Source organism: Alloscardovia omnicolens DSM 21503 (assembly GCF_000420505.1).
In the GTDB taxonomy this organism is placed as follows: domain Bacteria; phylum Actinomycetota; class Actinomycetes; order Actinomycetales; family Bifidobacteriaceae; genus Alloscardovia; species Alloscardovia omnicolens.
The window spans coordinates 44,022-61,848 of the sequence record NZ_ATVB01000008.1 but is presented as its reverse complement, the minus strand read 5'-3'; the positions used below and the strand labels follow the sequence as shown (position 1 = coordinate 61,848).

Below are 17,827 nucleotides of genomic sequence, written 5' to 3'. Positions count from 1 at the left end.
AAGCGTGTAAGTGTTTGCGAGTGAGAAAGCTGAAAGCTTAGGCGTTGAAAGTGTGAGGAGGGTTTTATGAAAAAAGTTGAGAAGGAGCAGATGCTGGAGGAATGTGCTGTGCAGAACGTGGAAGAGCGGAGTATTAGCGCTGTGCAGGTACCAAGCGCGCAGAGCGCGCAGTCGTCAAATGCGCAGAACTCGCAAGAGCGGTCTGTGCACGCACAAGAGCAGCCTGCGCACGTGCCCGGCGTAGAAGTCAAAAATCTGCACGTATCTTTCGGACAAAATCACGTGGTTAATAACGTATCTTTCCGCGTGATGTCCGGCGATTTCGTGGGTCTGCTCGGCCCGAACGGAGCGGGAAAAACGACGCTTTTCCGCACAATTATGGGGCTGCAGAAGTCATGCGCTGGCGAGGTTCTGTTCCATACCGAGCACGACAAGCACTATCGCACGCGCTATGTGGGGTATGTGCCGCAACGTCATGATGTTGCGTGGGATTTTCCGATTTCCGTGCTCGACGTGGTGCTGATGGGTCGCATCCGTCACATCGGTTACGGCAGGCGCGCTCGCATAGAGGACTATCGTGCCGCGCTCACCGCGCTGGAGCGCACGGGAATGCTTGGTTTTAAAGACCGCGTGATTGGTGAACTTTCGGGCGGTCAGCGTCAGCGCGTGCTCGTAGCGCGAGCGTTGGCAGGTCAGCCACATATTTTACTGCTCGATGAGCCGTTCACAGGCTTAGATATGCCGAGCCAAGAGCTGCTGACTGACCTCTTCCACAAGCTAACCGACGAAGGCGAGTCGATTATTATGAGCTCGCACGACATCGTGGGGTCGATTCAGTCCTGCTCACGCATTTTACTGTTTAACGGCTCGATAGTGGGAGACGATGTTCCGAGCGCTTTGACCGCAGCTCAATGGGCGCAAACCTTTAACATTCGCGAAGATTCCTCTCTTATCCGCTTGATTACGAAAGATATGAACCATGCTTAGTCCTCTTGATTTTCTTTTAGACTTAACCAATCCAGACCTGTGGTTTCTTCTTAAAGCGCTTATTGTTGCTTGCATGTCGAGCGTGATTTGCGGCGTAGTAGGATGCTACGTTGTGCTGCGCGGCATGGCTTTTATTGGAGATGCCGTGGCGCATTCCGTTTTCCCCGGTCTTGCCATCGCCTTTATTTTGCAAGGAAACCTTCTGATCGGTGGAGCGCTCGCAGGCATTATTACTGCGATTATTGTGGCGCTTTTTAGCCAAAACAGACGGTTGCGCGAAGACTCCTTTATTGGCATTTTCTTCGTTTCAGCTTTTGCCTTGGGTATCGTTATTATTTCTAAAGCCCAAGGGTACGCTGGATCGTTGGAATCATTCTTATTTGGGTCGATTACTGGTATACCTAATTCGGATATAGCAGTGATTGCTGTGACTGGGGTGCTTATTTTGAGTCTGCTCTTCGTGTTTCACAAAGAGCTTGTGTGCGTGTCGATGGATAGAGAAACGGCGGCGGCAAGCGGATTGCCTGTGCTATGGCTGGACGTAATGCTGTATGTGACGGTTGCTGTGGCTGTGGTGGCGTCGGTGCAGATTATTGGAAATGTGCTTGTGTTGGCGCTGTTGGTGGGGCCGGCGGCGACCGCGCGATTGTTGACCGACAAATTGACTGTGATGATGCTCTTGTCGCCGATTCTGGGATGTGTTGCCTCGGTGCTGGGAATGTACTTCTCGTGGAGTCTGGATTTGGCGACCGGTGGAACAATCGTGCTGGTGATTACAGGATTGTTCGTGATAGCTTGGATGTTTTCGCCGAAGCATGGGGCAGTGAAGAACCTTGTGCAGCGTGTGAGGCAAGGGTAGTGGGCGGTTGGCTAATTGACGTGACGTGATTGCGCGGAGTTGGGCAGTTGTTTGTGAGGGCGTTGTTTTGCTTGACTTTTCGAGCAGGCAACGCCCTTTTGCGTTGTATGGCGGCTCTTGGGACTTAGAACAACATTTGGAAGGGTGTCAGAAATTTTGTGTAAATGGTTGGTTGCACTACGCTGATTTTTATTGTTTGTTTTAGTGCTGGTTGGCTGACTATGCTTGCTGTGAGGGTTCTGCCTGGTGTGAGACAGGATGCGTTCGACGTGTCTTGTCTCACCACATGCCGATTGGCAGAACTGAGATGTGTACACCCGCACTAAGTGCGTACAAGCCTTGTCACCCGTCAACAGCCACCTATCAAGCCCTCGTGTCGCTAAGGCAAATTCGCCAATAAAACCACATACACAAAAAATCTGACACACTCAGGGATATTCATAATATCGGACACAAACGCATTGAGCTGCTCTTGATTTTTAGTCGAGGCAGCTCGTTTTATGCATCTTCAAGAATCCGAAAAGTATTTCTATACTTGTTGTACATAACTTCTATACCTTGCGCCATCGTTCTTTCACGAGTTGGGTAATTATGTACGTCATCAGAGGCAAGAATATTCGCGATGCTAATCACCTTATTACGTGTACCATCATACGTGTTCTTCCAAGCACTCTTCTTTTCCCTATGTGAATACGCTACAAGATCAGAAGCTGTTAAAAAACCCATATTTATCAGCGACCGCATCGACTATCTGGTTCATGTAAGAATCATTTTTTACCTGCATCGCAGGGCTGGTAATTATCAAATTTCTCCACTCATGGAAAGCGTAATACACTTCTGGCACAACAGGTCCGTATTGCTGTGCTTGGATTTCAGAATCGTACAAGGGCTTACCAGTCTGCCGCAAGCTTTCCACCTGTGCAAAATATACGAGCTTATTCAAGGAAAGATTCGAAAGAAACAAGCTTGGGTGACGCGCGATAAAAGTATTCGCAACATCTAACGCTGTTATTGACATTTATCTTCCCTCCTGAGCATAGAACTTTTTTAGAATAAGAACAGAATTACACATGGTTTCTAAAGATGCCCAGGCTTAGCATTGTCAGAAAGACTTTTATAAAGACTGAGTCGTTCAGCTCCGGCTTTTCTTGCAATTTCCGTCATACCTTGTGCTCTCGCTACTGTATTCAAAGTGTGGATAAGGGTAGTGGATCATCCATCTTGATGGCTTCGTTTAGGAAGATGGCAATGTCTTCTGATGTTTCTAAATGCGAACGTGCGTCAAATTTTCTTATGCTCAACATTGTTCGTTCTCTTTCATACCTTGTGGAAGATTTCCTTTCTCAAGTTATTGTTTCTTCAGATTTTAGTAGGGCTGTGTGTTCCGCTTGTAAGGCTGACAGTTGCACTTCGCTATCAGTTATATAGCAGGATTTAATGCTTTCATGATTGGTTTTTGTGATGTTGTATCTTTTACGCACAAGCTCAAGGGCAAAACTTATCACACGATTAACCGAGTAGAACGAGCTATGTCAAACCAAAACCTCGCTCAAATCCGGTGAATCAATAAAAGTCCCCTGAAGCTCCGTGAAAAATCGCCTCGTCCCGAACAGATTTACTCCCCAAATTTACTCCCGCGTCATTGTGCGCTATACTTAATATACTATGAGTGGTACACAGGTGTACCACTCATAAAATCAAGGGATGTGTCGCGACGTTTCCTTAATCAACTATTCAATGGAGCAAGGAGAATAAGGGATGACTAAACAAACGGCCCATACATACGGCCGCCGACTCGTGGGTCTCGCTCTTGCGTGCGCTCTCAGTTTCGCTGGTTTATCTGCGGCAGTTACAGCACATGCTGCGCCAAACGAATCAACAGCAGTTCAAGCAGATATTAATGTTGAAAAAATCGGGGGTCTATCAAATGACTTCATTAAAGGCGCAGATGTTTCGACCGCAGTAGCTTTGGAAGATGCAGGTATTCAGTTCCGCAATGCACAAGGCAAGGTAGACGACATTTTTAACATTCTCAAAGAGGGCGGAACAAATTATGTGCGCGTCCGCGTATGGAATAACCCAGTCGATAAGCAGGGAAATACGTACGGAGCGGGCAAAACAGATGTAGACATGGCTGTGCGCGTGGGTAAACGAGCTACTGCGGTTGGCATGAAAGTTCTAGTTGATTTCCATTACTCTGATTTTTGGGCAGATCCCGGTAAATACAAGGCACCAAAAGCGTGGGACGGCATGAGCTTAGAAGAGAAGTCCGCTGCTTTAAGCGATTTTACGCAGAGTAGTTTACGCAAGTTTGTTGATGCTGGCGTAAATGTGGGCATGGTTCAGGTTGGCAATGAAATTAACGGTGGTACGGCTGGTGAAAAATCTGGTTCAGCTGCATATTTCGCTCTTTTGAAGGCAGGAAGTGCTGCTGTGCGCAAAGTCCTTCCGAATGCTTTGGTAGCAATTCACTACGCAAATCCTGAAAAGGGTTTAGTGAGATGGGCAAAAAACTTAGATGCCAACAAAGTCGATTATGACGTATTTGGTAGCTCATATTACCCAGCATGGCATGGAACAACGCAGAACCTTACTAAAGAGTTGAACGCAATTATTAACACTTATGGCAAGAAAGTTATGGTAGCTGAAACCTCGTGGAGTTATACCTTCGATGACCCTGATGGTGGCAATATGATTAAGAACACTCAAGGTATTGCTACGCCATACGATATTTCCGTGCAAGGTCAGGCGGATGAGATTCGCGATGTTGCTCAGACCGTACACAACCTCGATAAGAATGCGGGTTTGGGATTGTTCTGGTGGGAGCCTGCTTGGTTGCCGGTAACTCCTGACGCTCAGCATACCGAAGGCAATAACTATGTTTGGAACACCACAGGCGGCGGTTGGGCAACTCAATATGCTGCTGAGTATGATCCGGGAGCGCAGAACGAACAGTATGGCGGATCAGGTGTAGATAATCAGGCATGGTTTGACGATAACGGATACGTTCTTCCATCGCTCTATACGTACGCTTATTTGAGCACCGGAGCTGTATCATCGACTGTAACTCCTGAAAAACCTATTGAAGACGAGGCTGTGGAAACTGAGAAGCCATCAGAAGATACCCGAAACCTCGTTAAGAATCCAGACTTTGCGCAGGGTGAGGAGAGCTGGACGGTTAATAGGGAAGTTCCTACGCCAGGAGATGGGCAAACGGGAGTATGGATTGGTAAGACCAATAATGCTCTGCCTGCAGACGGTAATTCAATTAATTTTTGGAACGATACTGCGTTCTCTGGATACGTGACGCAACGCATTGAAGGGCTTCAGCCAGGTTCATACGTACTGTCGGCAGCTCTGTATGGTGGCGATAGTAACGACGGAACTGTCGCTCAGCTGATTGCAAGTACTTCAGTAAAGCCTGATTATGCTCAAAACTTCTCTTTTGAGGGCTGGCAGAAAGCCTCGCAACGTCAACTTACGATTGACGTTGGGCAGGATGGTACCGCAACTGTAGGTTTCCGTATTGATTCGAAGAACGGTAAAGAATGGGGTTCAGTAAATGCTTTCCGTTTAGTTTCGACCGCTGACGCTACACAACCTGAAGAGCCTGCTGAGACTGAGGCGAAGCCAGAACCTGTAGGACCGTGGGCGCATGCAATTGATAAAACTGCGTTGACTGCCGCTCTTGAAAAAGCAAAAACTGTAGATACAAGCCTTTACGAAAAGGCTGGGGTTGATATTCTCAGTCTTGTTCGTGCTCATGCTCAGCGTGTGCTGGATTATAAGGATTCTGCAGGTCGAGACGCTACTCAAGCATCAGTGGACGTTGCAACTCGTCTGCTTATGAACGCTGTGAATGCATTAGTAGCACTACCGAGCGAGGAAGAGCCTAAGCAGGAGACGTCTACTGATAAAGAGAATGCACAGATAGTGAGTTTTGCGACTCCACAGAGCTCTCAAGCAACGAAGGCAAGGTTTGCTGCAACTGGTTCGTCTGTTGTTGCAACCTGGGTTCTTGCGTTTGGTCTTGTTCTTACTTCTGCAGGTGCTTTCTCTTTCCGAAAGATAACTCTTAAGTAAGAATAGTTAAAACTGTGGCAGAGTTTTTCTTCTCAGCCACGGTTTTTCTATACTCCATTAAACAGAAGCAATTTTGACCTAGAGTCCAGAAATTGAGATTTATTTTGCAGAAGAATCAAGCGGTATTCATGGTGAGGATGGGAATCCCATGCAATGTGGGACTCTGGTTTCAGACAGTCCTATAATATGAAATTCGCTGGCTATAGTATCTCGATAAAATCAGATGGAAAGACTACAGAGGTATTCTTCGGCACTCTCGTTGACAACTCAGTAAATGAATCACAAATGAAGTTTGTTCTCGATTCCTTAGATACTCAGGGCATCAAGGTCGATAATGATTACTTCTAAATTATCCTCTCAAAACAGTGGGGGCAGTTCAAAATGAACTGCCCCCACTGTTATATGCAGTCAGTTTTTACCGCTCGTTAATCTCCGAACCTGCTACTTTATCGCTCAAAGCGCGCGGCCCGCGGTTGACGGCTACCGATCCTGAGCGCACTAATTCAAGCACGCCGTAAGGGTAGAGTAAGCCGAGCAGAGCGTCGATTTTACCGGCAGCTCCGGTAGCTTCAATGGTGAGGCTTTGGGGGTGAACATCCACCACGCGCACGCGGAAGAGGTTCACAATCTCTAAGATGTCTGAACGGTTCTGTTCAGTGGCTGCCACTTTAATCAGCACGAGTTCGCGCTCAACTGTGTTGTCTGGGTCGAGTTCCACAATCTTGAGAACGTGCAGCAGCTTATTGAGTTGCTTAATAATTTGCTCAAGAGGAGCTGGCTCCACCATGGCGGTGACGGTAATGCGTGAAATATCTTCGCGTTCGGTAGGAGACACCGATAGTGAGTCGATGTTAAACGAACGGCGTGCGAACAGCGAAGACACGCGAGCGAGCACGCCCGGACGGTTTTCCACCAAAACAGACAAGGTGTGACGGGTAGCTCCTGGCTGTAAAGAAAGATTATTAACCATTACAGATTGGACCTTTCTGCGCGGGCATTCTGCACTGCTTCTTCAGTTTCTGCTTGAATGCGTGCGGTCTGTGCGGCAGCAGCTTCGCGCTGCATTGCCACGTTCTTCAAAGGCTGTTCGCCTTCGCGATAGTTCACGTTGTCGTTGGAGTTTCCAGCTGGAACCATTGGCCACACCATAGCATCCTTCCACACGCGGAAATCAATCAATACCGCGCGGTCGTTAATGCTGTTCGCAGTTTTAATGGCTTCTTCAGCCTCTTCCTGCGTGGTAGCGCGCAATCCCACGCAACCATACGCCTGAGCAAGCTTCACGAAGTCTGGAACGTCAAAGAATTCTTCAGTGCCAGCATTGCCTGCATGTTCATCGCCATCATGCAGCATAGTGGCGGAATAATGTTCATCGAAGAACAGCGTCTGCCATTGGCGTACCATGCCATACACAGAATTGTTCAAAATGGCAATCTTAATAGGCGCATGCTCCTGGAACAGCGTAGCCATTTCCTGAGAAGTCATTTGGAAGGAGCCATCGCCATCGATAAGCCATACAGGCTTCTCACCATTAAAATCACGCTCGGATGCTACACGAGCACCCAAAGCTGCTGGCAGCCCATAGCCCATAGTTCCAGCGCCTGCAGAAGACAGCCACGAGCGAGGCTGAGTAAAATCAACCAACTGGCTTGCCCACATTTGGTGCTGACCTACGCCAGCCACCCAAATAGTGTTCTTGGCTGCTTCATCCGACAGCTTCTTGACCACCCACTGAGGCGAGAGGCTACCATCGGTAGGAATATCTTCCTGACGAGTGTAATCCGTTGGATAATTGTTACGCAACGAGTTGAGCAGATTCCACCAATCGCTCAAATCCACAGCGCCTTCAGCTTCCTGGAGAGCCTGAATTTCTGGAATCAAATCGTCCAAAACCTGCGCCACATCGCCCACAATCGGAACGTCTGGCTCGCGGTTCTTGCCGATCTCAGCCGGATCAATATCGATATGAATCACGCGCGCACGAGGAGCAAACTCAGACAGCTTACCGGTTACGCGGTCTGAGAAGCGCGAACCGATAGCGATGAGCAGATCCGAGTTCTGCACGGCACCCGTGCCGGCGATTGAACCGTGCATACCAATCATGCCGAGGTTATGCGGATCCTCATCCGAAACAATACCGCGCGCGTTCAGAGTTGTAACCACTGGAGCGTTGGTAATGTTCATGAGTTTGTCTACCTGAGCGGACGCGCTCGAACGCATCGCGCCACCGCCCACATACAAAACCGGGCGGAAAGACTGCTGAATCAAGCGAGCAGCCTGAGACAAAACCTTGCCATGCGCTTTCGTTGTTGGCGCATAACCAGGCAAAATCATGCGCTGAGGCCAGGAATAATACATGTCTCCTGTTTGCGCAGAACGGGTTAAATCAATCACTACAGGACCAGGACGACCAGTAGTAGCGATATGGAAAGCTTCAGTAATAACGCGCGGAATATCTTGAGCGTTCGTTACCAGATACGAATGCTTAGCGATTGGGTACGTAATGCCCACAGTATCGGTTTCCTGGAACGCATCCGTACCAATCTGATGCGCACCCACCTGACCAGTAATAACAACCAGTGGCACCGAATCCATCTGCGCGTTCATAATCGAGGTAATGGTGTTCGTCGCACCCGGACCAGACGTAACAATCGCCACGCCCGCCTTGCCCGTTGCCAGCGCGTACCCCTCAGCCGCATGACCTGCGGCCTGCTCATGACGGGTAAGAACGAAGCGGAACTTCGTATCCTCGTTAATAACGTGATATACCGGCAAAATAGCGCCGCCAGGAATACCAAAGACGTCCGTAACGCCAATGTCTTCCAAAGAGCGGACAAGAGCCTGAGCTCCGGTCATTTTCTCGCCTTCAGACACGGTAGAGTCAGCGCTATTCTTAGGAAGAGCGCTAAAAGCTTGTAAAGGTGTTGGCAATGCCATAGAAACCTCTTACGATAGTGTGTTCATTGTGTTCACTGTCCGTAACCGCTTGTGGCGGTATGTTGCTTAATACTATCGTAAGAGGCAGGAAATACGCCCCTTTTTGTCCGCTATGTGTACGGCTATTATTTGTTTGTATTTTTTAATGCGTTTAGTGCTTTCCACGCATGCTCGGCAGCAATCATTTGCGCTTTACGTTTCGTTGACGCCTCGCCCTGCCCCAGCGGCTTGCTCGCATCGATACCAAGCGCTCGGCTGCGTTCGTTTTCTTCCAGTTGAGCGTAAGCCGTAAAGACTTGCGCAAAGTCCGGTCCGCCCACTTCCATGCGGTAGGTGAGTTCATTGATTTTTAGCTCGTGAGCGATTTTCATGAGAGAAGTTTTCCAGTCCAACGAAGGGCCTTCATGACTGACTTTTTCGAGAGATGCGTCGATGAGGCGGTGAACCGTTTCGCGCGCGGCATCGATACCGTGCTCAATAAAGACAGCGCCAATTAAGGACTCAACAATATCGCATAAAATTGAGTCTTTATCTGCACCGCCGTCATCGGCTTCACCGTTACCAAGCAAAATCATCGGTCCGACGTTCAGCTCGTTACGTGCGATTGGCGCTAAAATCTGCTCAGATACTGCTTTTGCGCGGATTTTCGCCATCTGACCTTCAGAATAATCAGGATGCTGAGTGAACAGACTTTCCGTTACAACCAGTTCGAGCACAGCGTCGCCCAGAAACTCTAAACGTTCGTAGCTGACCGTTCCCTCATGCTCGTGCGTAAACGAGCGGTGGGTGAGAGCTTCTACTAAATGCTCAGGAGTGAGCGTATGACCTAGTTTTGCGAAAAGATTTTCCGCAAAACTGCTGACGGGAGCGCTGTGATTGTTATGGTTTCTGTTCTTAGTCATGATGCTTATTGTAGGCATATGCGTGAACGGGTGGGGTGGCTGGGTCGCTACGGCGTCCCTTGTTTTACTGAATTGCTTTCCCTAGTCTCTTTGTTTTCTTGTAGCGATTAAGTTCAGATTGATAACTCTTTTCGCGGGTTAATTGCCAAAGAGCGCGTGACGAGATAGTTTACGTGGTTCTGCGGGCTAGTTTTTTAACTGCGTTTCGGATTTCAGCAGGTTTCGGCTTAGCTCGTTTTTCTGTTGTTTCTTTCATAGCTGTGTTTAGCAGTGAAAGGTAAAGCTTTTACCAGCTACGATTTATGTGGTTAAACAGTTGTAACGAGTAGCACTATTGATAGCGGTGAAAGATACAACACACGAAGCACAATGAAGAGTATCAGATTTTGTGTAAATGGTGGGTTCACTAGGTTACCTAGTATGCTGTGCACACCATAACCTTTCGTCTTTCTCGTGCAGCACACACACAACCATAAGAAGTATTACTCTTCTTTAAGAGTGCTGCATGGCAACACACTGCTCCCAATCAGGCTGCGTTGAACACGTCATGTTTGGGGACATACGAATCCGCTAAAACCCCAAGAATCACTAAAGCAACAAGACCAATGACAAGGGGCGCCATCCCCAGGGGGCACTACTGTTACTAGCCTCCTTACACCCCAACAACAGGTACGTAAACATAAGAAAATCCTCCCTTACCCGTCGATAAAGGAGGATTATGAGCGCTTATAGCGCGCAACAACAGTTTAATTACTGTTATTAATTACTGCTACAACCTGAACTACTGTGCCAAACCTGGCTTGATAGCAGAGCGGTATGTGCGGCCACGGTAAGAACCGCAGGTTGGGCAAGCCATGTGTGGGTATGCAGGTGCACCACAGTTCTGGCAGCTAACAGTTGCTGTTGCGGATGCCTTCCAGTTGGAACGGCGAGAATGCGTGTTTGCACGCGAGGTCTTATACTTTGGCAATGCCATTTTATTATCCTCTGTTCGAATCGAATATTTGCTTAAGCCTTGTAGAGTTTAATATAACCTCTCGTCATTCGCAAATTTTGCCGATAATGAGAGGCGATAACCGCTGAATAAACACTACAATACGCCCCGTTTATTCCTCTTCCTGCGCTTCTAATTGCGCCTTGAATCCTTCCAAAGCCGCCCACTGAATGTTCACCACGTCATGCTTATGATCAGGGTTTTCGTTCAGATTTAATCCGCACTGCGAGCACAAGCCCAAGCAGTCTTCGCGGTCAAGCGGTTGCAGAGGCAGTGCTTGAGCGAGTTGATCGCGAATCAGTGACTCTAAATTCAAGTAGATAGAGTCAGGACTCAACGGATAAGTGTCGTTACTCTCGTCCTGCGAGGCGATAATATCGACCTCCTCCTCGCTTGACGAGCCTGAAGCGCCTGAAGAGCTAGCAGCCGACAAATCCTTCTCATACGTGTAGAACACAACGGAGTTTACTGTAATCGTTTCATGAATTGGCTCTAAACAGCGCATGCATTCGCTATCAAAGTCAGCGCTGATAGTGCCGGTCAGCAAAATACCGTCGGCTAAAGATTCCAAACGAGCGTTTACGGTAACGTCTGAACCTTCAGCAATGCCTACCAGAGAATCGCCAATGCCGGATGGGGCAGGAACGACGAGGTCGCTAATGTCCTGCGAGTTACCTGGCTTGAGTGATAACTGAGAGATAGAGACAGACCATGGTGTGGCGTGTTCGCGTGCCATAAAACCTCCTAAAACCTCGTGAAGCGCGTAAAAAGCGCGTGAAAAAGTGCGTGAGAACTGCGTAAGCAAGTGCCTGCGATAGCCCTAGCAAAGCCTCTAATCCTGCGGATAATCCTCTGGCGTAATATGCGGCAAATCGTGTAACGCCACTTGTTGACGCTCCTGCAAAACCTGCAATCCCGTGCTAATACTGTGTCGCAACTCAACCAACTGATTGTCCAGCGCGCGCATGGAATCAGCAGTGTAATCGTTTGCACCCTTGGTTAGCGCGTTCGCCTTCTCCTGTGCGGAACTCAAAATAGAGCGCGCCTGCTGCGTTGCCAGCGAAACGACGTTTTCCTGCCCAGCTAAGATGCGCGCTCGATCGTTCGCATCGCTAATAATAGACGCTGACTTTGCCTGCGCATTATTTACGATAGCTTCTGCCTGACTTTGCGCGTTTTCCAAGCGACGCTCGGCTTTGCGCATTAAATCGGATGCGCGCTGTAACTGTACTGGCAGAACGTCTTTGAGCTCTTGAAACAGACCATACACCTCGTCATAATCAATTTTTACTTGATTTTTGGAGAAAAACAGGCTTGGCGCGTTGGAAAGCAGACCATCAATTTGATCGATAATGTCGTAGGCAGTGGAGAACTGTTCTTCGGTGCGTGCGTTCAGTGCCTCGGCATCTTCTGCATCAGGAATATAGGCGTTGATTGCTGCTTGAGTTTGCGGGTCAACCATATGCTTTGGTTCGTCCTCGTATGCGCTGTTCTCAGCTGGAACTCCTTCGTACGCCTCGGTTGCGATGTCGTGCGAGTTCGTGTCGTCATCCTCGTAAACCGAAGCAGCGGAAGCGCCCGAAACTCCCGCGTTCTGCGCAATCTTAGCAGAGCCAGTTTCGTCGTCCTCGTAACGTGCGTCTGGATCGTAATCATAAGCGTTCGTCATTAGAACCCTCCTCATGAACTGCGTTGATTAAAGCGTTATACACTGATGATGGAACCATGCCGGTAATATCTCCACCATGACGTGCCACATCTTTAACGATTGAACTAGAAATATGCTCGCGAATAGGATCGGCAGGAATAAACATGGTTTCCACGCCTGCAAGTTGACGGTTCACCAAAGCCATACCAAGCTCGGCCTCGTAATCACCGTTTTGGCGCAAACCTTTAACTATTAACGAAGCGTCGACCTGCGTGCAATATTCAGTAATCAGACCGTTTGTGCTGGCAACAACAACGTTGTTCACGCCGTCAGCCTGCAAAGCCTGCTTAATCATGGTTATGCGTTCCTGTTCGCTGAACATTGGTTTTTTGGCAGCATTTACTGCCACCACCACATGAACTTCCCTGAACAGCTTCGAGCAGCGTTCAATGACGTCAAGATGGCCCGCGGTTACTGGATCGAAAGAGCCGGGACATACTGCAATTGTCATGCTTTAAGAGTAACGCAACGACTAGAATGAGACTATATATAACTTGTTCTTGATAGAATGTGTGCAGGTCAAGGAGGAAAGAAATGTTTGATGCTGATCAGCCAGGTTTCGCTAATCCGAACGAAGAAGGCGGCGCTGGCGTATCGACGCTTGAACGCACAGAAACCGTTACTCAGGAAGACACGCAGCTCAACGATAACAGCGATAACGACCGTTATGCGCATTATGTGTCGAAAGAGAAGATGGAACGAGCCCGCATGACGGGTAGGCCTGTTGTAGCTTTATGTGGCAAGGTATGGGTTCCGAAGCATAAACCAGACGGACATCCTGTGTGCCCTGAGTGCAAAAAGATTTACGAAAATATGATGAAATAATATAATGAAATACGGAAAGCCTGCAGCTGTGGTTGCAGGCTTTTTGATTTTGGCTTTACATGTGCATGACCCTGTTCCGTATATCCCTATTGGTTGCGACAGGTAGGATTTAGGGTTATGCGTAATCAGGCTTCACACTGCGTTAAATTTGAAGAAGTTTTTACTCTCTCGCATTCTGCTTAACCGATTAATACACTGTTATGCCAGTTTTGATGCGGAAAAATTGCTTCACAAGTGGCTATCGGTTGCGCGTATCGACTTCACTCATAAAAGTAAACACATTCATGCTGGAACCTACTGAGCAACATCGTCCCTAAACCCCGCTAAGTTCGAAGAGCAACTTTGGCGTACGAGCGAGTGGGAATTTTAGCTCATATTTGGACGCACGGATTGTAAGCGTGACGCGCTAGCAACCTCTACGCACTGCTTACGCTTTGATTCATAACTGAGATACCACATCATGCTTCGCAACGGATTTGTCTAATTTTTGTGGGCTTAAATAAAACAGCCAGCCATGCTAGGCTCTGCCTAGCATGGCTGGCAATACATTTATCAGATTTTTAGCACTCACAGAGTAGCGCGAGACAGTACGAATAGCCTCCTTAAAAGCCAACTACTCCACAGTAATAACTTCAGTAGGAATAGCTTGCTCGCCGTCACTAAGCGACAAAGCGTTTACTGGCAGTTCGCGCAAGGCTTCGTAATGGTAATTGCGGGCAGCAAAGAGTGCCTCGCGGGTGGTCAAGGACTCGTCAATATCGCCGTGATCAATAGCAACAATGCTCAAGTCCTTCAAATCGCCATACTGATCGCTCGTCCATGATTGCACAGCCTGTTCAGAGCCAGCCAACACCAGCTCACCTTGAGCCAGACCATACTCATAAGCACGCAAACCGCGCTTGCGCCAACCGTCAGTTGTTTTACCAAAGCTCTTCTTCGCCACAGGATGCATAGCACCGTCATTGCCTTCACGCTCAACGAGCTTGTAAACCATAGAACTGGTAGGGTGCCCAGAACCAGTAACCAAACGAGTACCCACACCATAGGAATCAACAGGAGCAGTGGCAAGAGCAGCAATAGCGTATTCGTCTAAATCGTTCGTCACCGTAATCTTGGTAGAAGTAGCGCCCAAAGCATCTAACTGATGACGAGCTTTCTGAGCCATCGAAGCTAAATCGCCAGAATCAATGCGAATACCGCCTAAATCAGTGCCTGCAACTTCAACAGCTGTGCGAATAGCTTCTTCCACATTGTATGTATCAGTGAGCAGCGTTGTGTTCACGCCCAAAGCAGCAACCTGAGATTCAAAAGCCTCGCGCTCGCTGTCATGCACCAAAGTAAAAGCGTGGGCAGCCGTTCCAATACATGGAATGCCATAAAGTTGAGCGGCAGCCAAATTAGCAGTGCTCACAAAACCGCCCACCACAGCGCTACGGCTGGCAGCAATAGCAGCGCTTTCATGTGCGCGGCGACCTCCCATATCGGCACATGGTCGAGAACCCGCGGCAGACGTAATGCGCGAAGCAGCAGATGCAATCGCACAATCATAGTTGAGCACGCTTAAAATAACGGTTTCTAAAAGCGTACACTGCGCAAAAGTTCCCTCAACCTGAACAACAGGAGAGTTAGCAAAAAACATCTCACCTTCGCGATACGCGCGAATAGTTCCCGAAAAATGGAAGTTTTCTAGCCACTCAATAGTTTCTTTGCTCACAATCTTGTTATCGCGTAAGAAAGCAAGCTCCTCTTCGCTAGGACGAAAATCCTTAATATACTCAATAATCCGCCCTAAACCAGCAACCACTCCATAGCGGCGGCCAGCAGGAAGATGACGGGTGAACACCTCGAAAACGCAGGAACGGTGAGCAGTTCCATCACGTAAAGCAGCATCTACCATAGTGTATTCATACATATCGGTAAGCATTGCGGCAGTAGACATAGTGCCCTCTCTTTCGCCTAAATTTGTTTTGAAATTCGTACTCTGTTGCGTTCGTAACCTAACGCCAACAATCGCCACCTAGCGCACCTTCTTCAACCGCGCGGCATTAACCGATGAACCTGTTAAAACAGTGCGCTTTGGCAGTGCTTTATCTATCAGCACAATAATGAGAGCCAAAACGAAGAAAATACCTAAATAAACAGCGCAATTGATAACAAAATGTTGCAGTCCTAGCTTGTCGAGGTTAATAAAACCGTAAGGATATGGGCTACCATCAGCTTCAGGACCGACCGCGTGGAAAACTTTCGCGCGAATAACAACGAAAGCCAGGTACACAGGGAAGTAAATAAGCCAAGTGAGCGAGTCAAGCAAGATGAAACGGCGATGCTCATCGAAAAGCAGAAAATCGACGGTTGCCATAATCGGCACAATAATGTGCACCATAGTGATTGTTGGAATGCCGAAAATATATAGCTGTTTAGACATGTCCGGCGCTGGCAAAACGAGCCACGCAACCAGACCGGTAATAATAACGTTCAGCGTTAACGCACCCTTAACCCATGCAGGGGGCTGCACGCCGCGCAGCAGACTGGCGCATCCTGCCCAGATAAAGATGGCGGCAATGAGCAAGTTTGTTTGATGTGTAAAATACACCAGATTTTGAGTTTCGCCGAAGAACCAGGTTTTAGAAGTGCCTGCTAGTGCGAAGGAAGCTGTAGCAAATCGAAAAAGCGCAACAAATAACGTCATACTATTACTGTATACGGCAGGTGGGGCAAATGTGCTGGGTGAATGCGCTGGCTGAATATGCGAGGCTTCGTTTGGTTAATGCGTTTGGTTACTCTCCGCTTAACTCCGCTTCACTTGACCGATAAACAACAACCCACACGTATATAGCGCATACAGCCCAACAGCCAGCGCTCCCACACCGCGCATGCCGCTTTCCCCCGCCTTGAGATACCTGCACGGTAGGATACAAGATATGACAGAATTACACACTACTGAAAGTGCCGCCCGCTCCGACGGACGCCACACAGATGAATTACGCCCCGTAAAAATTGAACGCAACTGGACGGACGCTCCCGAAGGCTCTGTGCTCATTCAGTGCGGAAACACCCGCGTTTTGTGCACAGCCACGTTCACCGATTCCGTTCCTCGCTGGCGTAAAGACTCCGGTTTAGGCTGGGTAACAGCAGAATACGCCATGCTTCCACGCGCTACAGCATCGCGCACAGACCGTGAATCCACTCGAGGAAAAGTGGGCGGACGCACGCACGAAATTAGTCGTCTGATCGGTCGCGTTTTGCGCGGCATTGTGGACATGAAGGCTCTGGGTGAGAACCAAATTCAAATTGACTGCGACGTTCTCCAAGCCGACGGTGGCACGCGCACCACATCGATTACGGGCGCATATATCGCGCTCGCCGATGCAATTGAATGGGCTAAAAACAACAAACTTATTGCCCGCAACGCCAAGGTTCTCACCGATCAGGTGTCTGCCGTATCTGTGGGCGTGATTGACGGCACTCCCATGCTCGACCTGCCTTATGAGGAGGATTCACGTGCTCAAACAGACATGAATATTGCTATGACGGGTTCAGGTGAGTTCATTGAAATTCAGGGCACAGCAGAGGGAGCGCCTTTTAGTCGCGCAACCTTAAACACTCTGTTAGATTTAGCTGAAAAAGGCAATAAGGAATTGCAGCAGTTTCAGCGCCAGGCTTTGAGCGAGTAACTTGAACACGATTGAGGAGAGAGCATGGTTCAAAAAGTAGTTGTTGCCACTCATAACGCAGGAAAACTTACGGAAATTGCTCGCATTATTGGCGAGACAGTAGAAGGATCGCAGTTTGAATTCGTTACGTCTGGTCAGTTGGATTTGCCTGACCCTGTAGAAGATGGCACGACTTTTGAAGCAAATGCTTTGATTAAAGCCCGCGATGCAGCTTCTCGCACAGGACTTCCTGCTTTAGCTGATGATTCGGGTCTTATTGTTGACGTTATGGGTATGGCTCCGGGAATTTTATCCGCTCGTTGGAGCGGACGACACGGAGACGACGCTGCTAATAACGCTTTGCTACTTGCTCAGTTAAGCGATATTCCTGATGAAGAGCGCACTGCTCGGTTTAGATGTGCAGCAGCTTTTGTTATTCCAGCTCAAGTAAGCACTGATGGTCAGGCACATGAGTTCGTGCAAGTATGCGATATGGAAGGCGTTTTACTGCGTGAAGAGCGCGGAGACAACGGTTTTGGTTACGACCCGTTATTTGTTCCGCGTGACCAAGAAGGCAGTTTGACCAGTGCTGAGATGACCGCTCAAGAAAAGAACGCTATTTCTCACCGAGGAAAGGCTTTGCGGGCTATTGCACAGTATTTTCATGATTTAGTTTGATTTTGTCGCTTACACAGCATGTGCAAATCCCCAAGAAGCGTGATGTTTGAACACCTCTTGGGGATTTTCTTATGCTCAACTTTTCGGCGTGTTGACCGAGCCATAACCTCCTAACTGGGAGAATTTCGGGCGTATGGTTATGGTGAATGAAACTCCTTGAAAACCAAGGATTTCGCTGGGGGTGGCAGGTTAAAATGACCT

Annotated in this window: 19 protein-coding genes; 7 read left to right on the top strand and 12 right to left on the bottom strand. The window is 48.5% G+C overall.

Annotation, left to right across the window (positions count from 1 at the left end; translation table 11 throughout):
• The first annotated feature begins 66 nt into the window (after positions 1 to 66).
• Positions 67 to 987, top strand: coding sequence for an anchored repeat-type ABC transporter ATP-binding subunit (locus tag G464_RS0104610; protein ID WP_022856923.1), 921 nt, complete (start codon positions 67 to 69; stop codon positions 985 to 987).
• Complete coding sequence (locus tag G464_RS0104605; RefSeq protein WP_022856922.1) at positions 980 to 1,846, top strand: anchored repeat-type ABC transporter permease subunit; 867 nt, start codon at positions 980 to 982, stop codon at positions 1,844 to 1,846. The genes G464_RS0104610 and G464_RS0104605 overlap by 8 nt, the downstream gene beginning before the upstream one ends.
• A gap of 498 nt (positions 1,847 to 2,344) precedes the next feature.
• Here G464_RS0104605 and G464_RS10335 read toward each other — a convergent pair whose 3' ends face one another.
• The 3 genes from G464_RS10335 to G464_RS10475 are packed head-to-tail and all read right to left on the bottom strand — an operon-like array spanning position 2,345 to position 3,046.
• Positions 2,345 to 2,572 carry a hypothetical protein gene (locus G464_RS10335; protein ID WP_021617589.1) on the bottom strand — a complete coding sequence of 76 codons (228 nt, stop codon included), beginning with the start codon at positions 2,570 to 2,572 and terminating at the stop codon, positions 2,345 to 2,347.
• Positions 2,550 to 2,864: a Panacea domain-containing protein gene (locus G464_RS10330; protein WP_244264119.1), complete on the bottom strand. Its 315-nt coding sequence runs from the start codon at positions 2,862 to 2,864 to the stop codon at positions 2,550 to 2,552. The genes G464_RS10335 and G464_RS10330 overlap by 23 nt, the downstream gene beginning before the upstream one ends.
• A gap of 59 nt (positions 2,865 to 2,923) precedes the next feature.
• Positions 2,924 to 3,046 (bottom strand): helix-turn-helix domain-containing transcriptional regulator, encoded by a 123-nt coding sequence (locus tag G464_RS10475; RefSeq protein ID WP_420834444.1) that lies wholly within the window; start codon positions 3,044 to 3,046, stop codon positions 2,924 to 2,926.
• Between the two features lie 558 nt (positions 3,047 to 3,604).
• On the opposite strand from G464_RS10475, the gene G464_RS09940 reads away from it, so the two are divergent.
• Complete coding sequence (locus G464_RS09940) at positions 3,605 to 5,929, top strand: glycosyl hydrolase 53 family protein (protein WP_022856920.1); 2,325 nt, start codon at positions 3,605 to 3,607, stop codon at positions 5,927 to 5,929.
• A 186-nt stretch (positions 5,930 to 6,115) separates the two neighbouring features.
• Positions 6,116 to 6,277 carry a hypothetical protein gene (locus G464_RS10110; RefSeq protein ID WP_161797295.1) on the top strand — a complete coding sequence of 54 codons (162 nt, stop codon included), beginning with the start codon at positions 6,116 to 6,118 and terminating at the stop codon, positions 6,275 to 6,277.
• Positions 6,278 to 6,344: 67 nt separating this feature from the next.
• Here the strand turns inward: G464_RS10110 and ilvN are convergent, their stop codons facing one another.
• The 7 genes from ilvN to coaD all read right to left on the bottom strand — a co-directional run bounded on the left by ilvN (position 6,345) and on the right by coaD (position 12,921).
• On the bottom strand, positions 6,345 to 6,899 hold the full coding sequence (gene ilvN, locus G464_RS0104580; protein WP_022856918.1) for an acetolactate synthase small subunit: 555 nt from the start codon (positions 6,897 to 6,899) through the stop codon (positions 6,345 to 6,347).
• Positions 6,899 to 8,866, bottom strand: coding sequence for an acetolactate synthase large subunit (locus G464_RS08920; protein WP_022856917.1), 1,968 nt, complete (start codon positions 8,864 to 8,866; stop codon positions 6,899 to 6,901). The genes ilvN and G464_RS08920 overlap by 1 nt, the downstream gene beginning before the upstream one ends.
• A 125-nt stretch (positions 8,867 to 8,991) precedes the next feature.
• Positions 8,992 to 9,768: a ribonuclease III gene (gene rnc / locus G464_RS08915; RefSeq protein ID WP_022856916.1), complete on the bottom strand. Its 777-nt coding sequence runs from the start codon at positions 9,766 to 9,768 to the stop codon at positions 8,992 to 8,994.
• A 781-nt stretch (positions 9,769 to 10,549) separates the two neighbouring features.
• Positions 10,550 to 10,744, bottom strand: a complete 195-nt coding sequence (gene rpmF, locus G464_RS0104560; protein ID WP_021617596.1) for a 50S ribosomal protein L32 — start codon at positions 10,742 to 10,744, stop codon at positions 10,550 to 10,552.
• 130 nt (positions 10,745 to 10,874) lie between these two features.
• Positions 10,875 to 11,498: a YceD family protein gene (locus G464_RS0104555; RefSeq protein ID WP_022856914.1), complete on the bottom strand. Its 624-nt coding sequence runs from the start codon at positions 11,496 to 11,498 to the stop codon at positions 10,875 to 10,877.
• A gap of 96 nt (positions 11,499 to 11,594) precedes the next feature.
• Positions 11,595 to 12,431 carry a hypothetical protein gene (locus G464_RS0104550; RefSeq protein ID WP_026472612.1) on the bottom strand — a complete coding sequence of 279 codons (837 nt, stop codon included), beginning with the start codon at positions 12,429 to 12,431 and terminating at the stop codon, positions 11,595 to 11,597.
• A complete protein-coding gene (gene coaD, locus G464_RS0104545; RefSeq protein WP_022856912.1) occupies positions 12,415 to 12,921 on the bottom strand; it encodes a pantetheine-phosphate adenylyltransferase in 507 nt (168 codons plus the stop codon). The genes G464_RS0104550 and coaD overlap by 17 nt, the downstream gene beginning before the upstream one ends.
• Positions 12,922 to 13,004: 83 nt before the next feature.
• Here coaD and G464_RS0104540 point away from each other — a divergent pair, with 83 nt between their 5' ends.
• Positions 13,005 to 13,295 carry a DUF3039 domain-containing protein gene (locus G464_RS0104540; protein WP_021617600.1) on the top strand — a complete coding sequence of 97 codons (291 nt, stop codon included), beginning with the start codon at positions 13,005 to 13,007 and terminating at the stop codon, positions 13,293 to 13,295.
• 613 nt (positions 13,296 to 13,908) lie between these two features.
• On the opposite strand, the gene G464_RS0104535 is transcribed toward G464_RS0104540, so the two are convergent.
• Complete coding sequence (locus tag G464_RS0104535) at positions 13,909 to 15,234, bottom strand: nicotinate phosphoribosyltransferase (protein ID WP_026472611.1); 1,326 nt, start codon at positions 15,232 to 15,234, stop codon at positions 13,909 to 13,911.
• 78 nt (positions 15,235 to 15,312) lie between these two features.
• Positions 15,313 to 15,984, bottom strand: a complete 672-nt coding sequence (locus G464_RS08910) for a Pr6Pr family membrane protein (protein WP_022856910.1) — start codon at positions 15,982 to 15,984, stop codon at positions 15,313 to 15,315.
• Between the two features lie 232 nt (positions 15,985 to 16,216).
• Here G464_RS08910 and rph point away from each other — a divergent pair, with 232 nt between their 5' ends.
• Positions 16,217 to 16,969 carry a ribonuclease PH gene (gene rph, locus G464_RS0104525; protein ID WP_022856909.1) on the top strand — a complete coding sequence of 251 codons (753 nt, stop codon included), beginning with the start codon at positions 16,217 to 16,219 and terminating at the stop codon, positions 16,967 to 16,969.
• A 24-nt stretch (positions 16,970 to 16,993) separates the two neighbouring features.
• Positions 16,994 to 17,626 carry an RdgB/HAM1 family non-canonical purine NTP pyrophosphatase gene (gene rdgB / locus G464_RS0104520; RefSeq protein WP_022856908.1) on the top strand — a complete coding sequence of 211 codons (633 nt, stop codon included), beginning with the start codon at positions 16,994 to 16,996 and terminating at the stop codon, positions 17,624 to 17,626.
• Positions 17,627 to 17,827: the final 201 nt, after the last annotated feature.

Coding starts and splice junctions, on each gene's coding strand:
- ilvN (WP_022856918.1), bottom strand. CDS start 6,899: ATGGTTAATAATCTTTCTTTACAGCCAGGAGCTACCCGTCACACCTTG.
- G464_RS10110 (WP_161797295.1), top strand. CDS start 6,116: ATGAAATTCGCTGGCTATAGTATCTCGATAAAATCAGATGGAAAGACT.
- rpmF (WP_021617596.1), bottom strand. CDS start 10,744: ATGGCATTGCCAAAGTATAAGACCTCGCGTGCAAACACGCATTCTCGC.
- G464_RS10330 (WP_244264119.1), bottom strand. CDS start 2,864: ATGTCAATAACAGCGTTAGATGTTGCGAATACTTTTATCGCGCGTCAC.
- rph (WP_022856909.1), top strand. CDS start 16,217: ATGACAGAATTACACACTACTGAAAGTGCCGCCCGCTCCGACGGACGC.
- G464_RS0104605 (WP_022856922.1), top strand. CDS start 980: ATGCTTAGTCCTCTTGATTTTCTTTTAGACTTAACCAATCCAGACCTG.
- G464_RS0104535 (WP_026472611.1), bottom strand. CDS start 15,234: ATGTCTACTGCCGCAATGCTTACCGATATGTATGAATACACTATGGTA.
- rdgB (WP_022856908.1), top strand. CDS start 16,994: ATGGTTCAAAAAGTAGTTGTTGCCACTCATAACGCAGGAAAACTTACG.
- G464_RS0104555 (WP_022856914.1), bottom strand. CDS start 11,498: ATGGCACGCGAACACGCCACACCATGGTCTGTCTCTATCTCTCAGTTA.
- G464_RS0104540 (WP_021617600.1), top strand. CDS start 13,005: ATGTTTGATGCTGATCAGCCAGGTTTCGCTAATCCGAACGAAGAAGGC.
- coaD (WP_022856912.1), bottom strand. CDS start 12,921: ATGACAATTGCAGTATGTCCCGGCTCTTTCGATCCAGTAACCGCGGGC.
- G464_RS0104550 (WP_026472612.1), bottom strand. CDS start 12,431: ATGACGAACGCTTATGATTACGATCCAGACGCACGTTACGAGGACGAC.
- G464_RS0104610 (WP_022856923.1), top strand. CDS start 67: ATGAAAAAAGTTGAGAAGGAGCAGATGCTGGAGGAATGTGCTGTGCAG.
- G464_RS10335 (WP_021617589.1), bottom strand. CDS start 2,572: ATGGGTTTTTTAACAGCTTCTGATCTTGTAGCGTATTCACATAGGGAA.
- G464_RS08920 (WP_022856917.1), bottom strand. CDS start 8,866: ATGGCATTGCCAACACCTTTACAAGCTTTTAGCGCTCTTCCTAAGAAT.
- G464_RS09940 (WP_022856920.1), top strand. CDS start 3,605: ATGACTAAACAAACGGCCCATACATACGGCCGCCGACTCGTGGGTCTC.
- rnc (WP_022856916.1), bottom strand. CDS start 9,768: ATGACTAAGAACAGAAACCATAACAATCACAGCGCTCCCGTCAGCAGT.
- G464_RS08910 (WP_022856910.1), bottom strand. CDS start 15,984: ATGACGTTATTTGTTGCGCTTTTTCGATTTGCTACAGCTTCCTTCGCA.